Here is a 4211-nt window from a genome sequence, read left to right as displayed (position 1 = left end):
AGGGGCGTCAGGAGCTTGTCGTGCTCACCGCGGATCCGGGCGCGGGCCGCCTCGGGCAGCGCGTGCGTGGACAGGGAGACGACCGCGCTGTGGCCGCCGTCCGCGACGATCTCCAGCCCGGTGCGGAGGTAGGCCTCGACCTTCGCCTCCACGCCCACCGCCGAGCGCACCGCGTCGGTCAGCCTGCGCCCGCACCCGGGCAGCTCGTCGCACACGATCGCGGCGACCAGCTCCTCGCGGGAGCGGAAGTACTCGTACAGGCTCGGCCGGGACAGCCCGACCCGGCGGGCCAGCGACGCCAGGGTCAGCGCGCTCGCGCCCTCCGAGGTCACGATGTCGCGTCCCGCGTCGAGCAGGTCCCTCAGCCGGTTCGCGCGGTGCTGCGCCAACGTGTCGGCGCTGATCCTGGGCACCCACCCGAGCTTAGCCTTTTCGTTACCTACGCGACGTCGGGACGGAACCCGGGCGGTGTGGGGACGGAGCGGGCGCGGCGCTCACGGGATGGTGATCGCCTTCATCCGGTTGATCTCGTCGGTCTGCGAGGCGGTCACGTCGTTGGCCATCTCCTCGACCCGCACGTCGGTGCCGGACGACAGCAGCTCGACCGCCATCTGCACGGCGCCCTCGTGGTGGGCGATCATGAGCTGGAGGAACAGCCGGTCGAAGTCCGCGCCGCGGGCCGCCGTCAGCGCGGCCAGCTGCGCGTCCGTGGCCATGCCCGGCATGGACCCGTGGTCGACCTCCGGCAGGTCGGCGCTGTGGCCGTGCGCGGGCGCGTTCTCGGCGTACTGCCGCTGCCACTGCTCCATGGCCGCGATCTCGGGCCCCTGGGTGTCGTGGATCCGCGACGCGAGGCCGCGCACGGTCTCGTTCTGCGCCCGCTCCGGGGCCAGCGCGGACATGTCCAGCGCCTGCCGGTGGTGGACGATCATGCGGGCCACGTACCGCAGGTCCGCCTCGCTGGGCGCGACCCACCGGTCGGTGCCGAAGTCGTCCGGCGCCACCGTCCTGGCCTGTTCACCGGGCCCCTGCGGTGCGATGATCGGTGGTTGGTCGTCCGACCCGGACGTGCAGCCGGCGAGGACGGCCACCAGCACGGCGACGAGCACGATCCGCATCCCGCTACCCCCTAGAGCCTCCACCGGCCGCCAACGTACCCGGCGGTCCCACAGGTTGGAAGTCGGAAAATCCCGACGATCGGGTCTGGTCCTTAGCCTTGCAAACGGGTGATACTGCGCGAACCCTGCACCGGGTTGGAAGGGGAACCTGAAGTGGAAGCACGCGTTTTGACCCGCCGCCGCAGAACACCGGTGGCGGTCTTGGGGGCGTTCGCGCTGAGCCTGTCGGTCGCGGCCTGGGCGCCCCAGGCGACCGCGGCGCCGGACGACGCGGACCTGGCCGGACTGTCCGAGACCCAGCTGTCGAGCCAGGAGCAGCCGGCCGACGGCATCCCGGGCATCGACGAGATCCGCAACAGCCGCAACGTCAAGCACCTGGCGAACCTGCCGAAGCCCGCGCCGTTCACCTCCTCCTCGACGTGGTCGGACCTGGCGTTCCAGGACGGTTACGCGTTCGACGGCAACTACGACGGCTTCGTCGTCTACGACGTGCGCAACCCGCACCGGCCCGCGGTCGTGAGCACGGTCTGGTGCCCCGGTTCGCAGAACGACATCTCGGTCAAGGGCGACCTGCTGTTCCTGTCGACCGACTCCTCGCGCAGCGACAACTCCTGCGCGAGCACCCCGCTCCCCGCGACGAACAAGGACGCGTGGGAGGGCATCAAGGTCTTCGACATCAGCGACAAGAAGAACCCGAAGTACGTCGCCGCGGTCGAGACCAAGTGCGGCTCGCACACGCACACGATGGTGCCGGACAAGAAGGGCAAGAACGTCTACCTGTACGTCTCGTCGTACGGGCCGAGCGCGACCTTCCCGGACTGCCAGCCGCCGCACGACCTGATCTCCATCGTCAAGGTGCCGCTGAAGGACCCGGCGTCGGCCTCCCTGCTGTCCGAGACCGTGGTGTTCCCCGACGGCGGCAACCCCGGCCGTGACGGCACGGTCGAGGAGGGCTACGTCCGCGCCACCTCGGGCTGCCACGACATCACCGTGTACCCGTCGAAGGACCTCGCGGCGGGCGCGTGCATGGGTGACGGCGTGCTGTGGGACATCTCCGACCGGGAGAAGCCCCGCGAGATCAGCCGCGTGCAGGACGACGTGAACTTCGCGTTCTGGCACTCGGCCACCTTCAACAACGCCGGCACCAAGGTGGTCTTCACCGACGAGCTCGGCGGCGGCGGTGCGCCGACCTGCAACGAGAAGATCGGCCCGACCCGCGGCGCGGACGGCATCTACGACATCACCGGCCGCGGTGACGACCGCAAGCTGGAGTTCCGCTCCTACTACAAGATCTCGCGGACCCAGGCCGACACGGAGAACTGCGTGGCGCACAACGGCTCGCTGATCCCCGTGCAGGGCCGCGACATCATGGTGCAGGCGTGGTACCAGGGCGGCATCTCGGTCTGGGACTTCACCGACTCCCGCAACCCCAAGGAGATCGGCTGGTTCGAGCGCGGTCCGCTGCCCGACGGCGCGGGCGGCGGCTCGTGGTCGGCGTACTACTACAACGGCTACATCTACTCCTCGGACATCGCCAAGGGCTTCGACGTGCTCGACATCCGCGACCCGCGGACGGCGACGGCGAAGCTGGTCCGGGTCGGTGAGCTGAACGTGCAGACGCAGGGCTCGTACCGGGACCTGTTCCCCCGTTAACCCGAACGGTCCGACCGCGCTCCGCACGACCGAGGGGCCCGCCGCGCACCAGCGGCGGGCCCCTTCGTCCGCCCGGAGGAATTGCATTGCATATTCCCCCTTTTAACACACTATTTCTGCGGGCCGGTACTCCTTGGCGGTGAATTCGTTTCCGATCCGTGCTGCTCAGCGTAGGATCGAGGCCGATTTCTCTTCACGAATTCCTCGCGAGGAGTATTCCCATGCCGCACATGACCCTCTACCGGGGTGAGCGCGACAACGTCTGGCCGGCCCCCGCCGTGCGGCTGATCTGGGGCGGCATGACCATCCGCGACCCGTGGCCGGGCGCGCGACTGCCGAACCAGACGGCCACCGGGGCGTGGTCGGCGCTGTCGAGGGCGATCAGCACCGGGGGTGGCGACCTGGCCGCGTTCTCGCGCGGTTTGCACGCGGCGGGCGTCTCCTACGGCCTCACCTTCACCCGGACGCCCGTGCGCACCGAGCCGGAGGCCGACCACCACTACGTGGTCACGATCCACCACGCCCGCACGTTCCTGCTGCGCTACGGCGGCGTCGGCGGCTGGACGCTGGGCGACGAGGTGCCGTGGGTGACCGACCCGACCCTGGCCGACCAGGACTACGTGGTGCTGAACGGGCCGAGCGTGAGCCGGTCGACGGTGCTGGGCTACGGCCACTTCGCGGACACGCCGGAGGTCACCCTGTTCACCGACGTGCCGACCGGGTGGGTGACGTCCGTGGACGGTCAACCGATCGGCGCGCGCGGGGTGCGCGTGCTGACCGACTCGGCGTTGTCCGACGCCGAGCGGCTCAGGCTGACGAAGCTGCGCCGCCCGTAGCGCCGAGCGTGCCCCATAGGTAGCCGTACTATAGGTAGACAGGCTACTTACAGGGGTGGGGCATGGGTCGGAAACTGCTGGTCTGGGTGCACGTCGTGTCGTCGACGGGTTGGATGTCCATGGCGCTGGCGCTGTTCGTGGTGGTGGACCACGCGCTGTCCGCGCCCGAGCGGCGGTCGGCGTTCGAGGCGGCCGAGCTGCTCGACGTGCAGGTGTTGCAGTTCATGGCCACCACGTCGGCCTTCAGCGGGCTCATGCTGTCCGGCCTCACCGCGTGGGGCTACTTCCGGCACTGGTGGGTGCTCGCGAAGTTCGTGATCACGTTCAGCCAGCTGTACGTCGGCATCTTCGTGCTCAGCCCGAACCTGCACCCCGGCGGCTCGCCGCTGCTCATGCGCGTCGGCTCGCTGCTGATGGCCTCGGCGCTGGCCTGCCAGGTGTGGCTGTCGGTGGCCAAGCCGTTCAACCGGACGCCGTGGGCGGCGCGGACCAAGCCGAGGACCGCGCCGCCGTGGGGTTTCGCGCTGTGCCTGGCCGTGCCCGCGCTCGACTACGCGTTGGGCCGGCTCCTGCTGGGCGGGTCGCTCCCGGCGGTGTCCCTGCT

The 4211-nt window shown here is 70.0% G+C and carries 5 protein-coding genes; 3 read left to right on the top strand and 2 right to left on the bottom strand.

What is annotated here, in order from left to right; genetic code table 11:
- Both AB0G02_RS30220 and AB0G02_RS30215 read right to left on the bottom strand, forming a co-directional pair.
- Nucleotides 1-413 (bottom strand): helix-turn-helix domain-containing protein (locus AB0G02_RS30220; RefSeq protein ID WP_360800631.1); only part of this gene is annotated, 413 nt, incomplete at its 3' end.
- A gap of 81 nt (nt 414-494) precedes the next feature.
- Nucleotides 495-1118 carry a DUF305 domain-containing protein gene (locus AB0G02_RS30215; protein WP_360800628.1) on the bottom strand — a complete coding sequence of 208 codons (624 nt, stop codon included), beginning with the start codon at nt 1116-1118 and terminating at the stop codon, nt 495-497.
- Between the two features lie 276 nt (nt 1119-1394).
- Here AB0G02_RS30215 and AB0G02_RS30210 point away from each other — a divergent pair, with 276 nt between their 5' ends.
- From AB0G02_RS30210 to AB0G02_RS30200, 3 genes are all read left to right on the top strand, one after another.
- Nucleotides 1395-2771 carry a hypothetical protein gene (locus AB0G02_RS30210; RefSeq protein WP_360800633.1) on the top strand — a complete coding sequence of 459 codons (1377 nt, stop codon included), beginning with the start codon at nt 1395-1397 and terminating at the stop codon, nt 2769-2771.
- A gap of 221 nt (nt 2772-2992) precedes the next feature.
- Complete coding sequence (locus AB0G02_RS30205) at nt 2993-3607, top strand: hypothetical protein (protein WP_360800626.1); 615 nt, start codon at nt 2993-2995, stop codon at nt 3605-3607.
- Between the two features lie 62 nt (nt 3608-3669).
- On the top strand, nt 3670-4211 hold a 542-nt coding region (locus AB0G02_RS30200), incomplete at its 3' end, for a hypothetical protein (protein WP_360800623.1).

Source organism: Actinosynnema sp. NPDC023658 (genome assembly GCF_040639995.1).
GTDB lineage: Bacteria > Actinomycetota > Actinomycetes > Mycobacteriales > Pseudonocardiaceae > Actinosynnema.
This window is presented reverse-complemented; position numbering and strand designations above follow the sequence as displayed.

What these genes read in the sequence shown, in the direction of transcription:
- AB0G02_RS30215 (WP_360800628.1), bottom strand. Translation starts at nt 1,118, where the DNA reads ATGCGGATCGTGCTCGTCGCCGTGCTGGTGGCCGTCCTCGCCGGCTGC.
- AB0G02_RS30205 (WP_360800626.1), top strand. Translation starts at nt 2,993, where the DNA reads ATGCCGCACATGACCCTCTACCGGGGTGAGCGCGACAACGTCTGGCCG.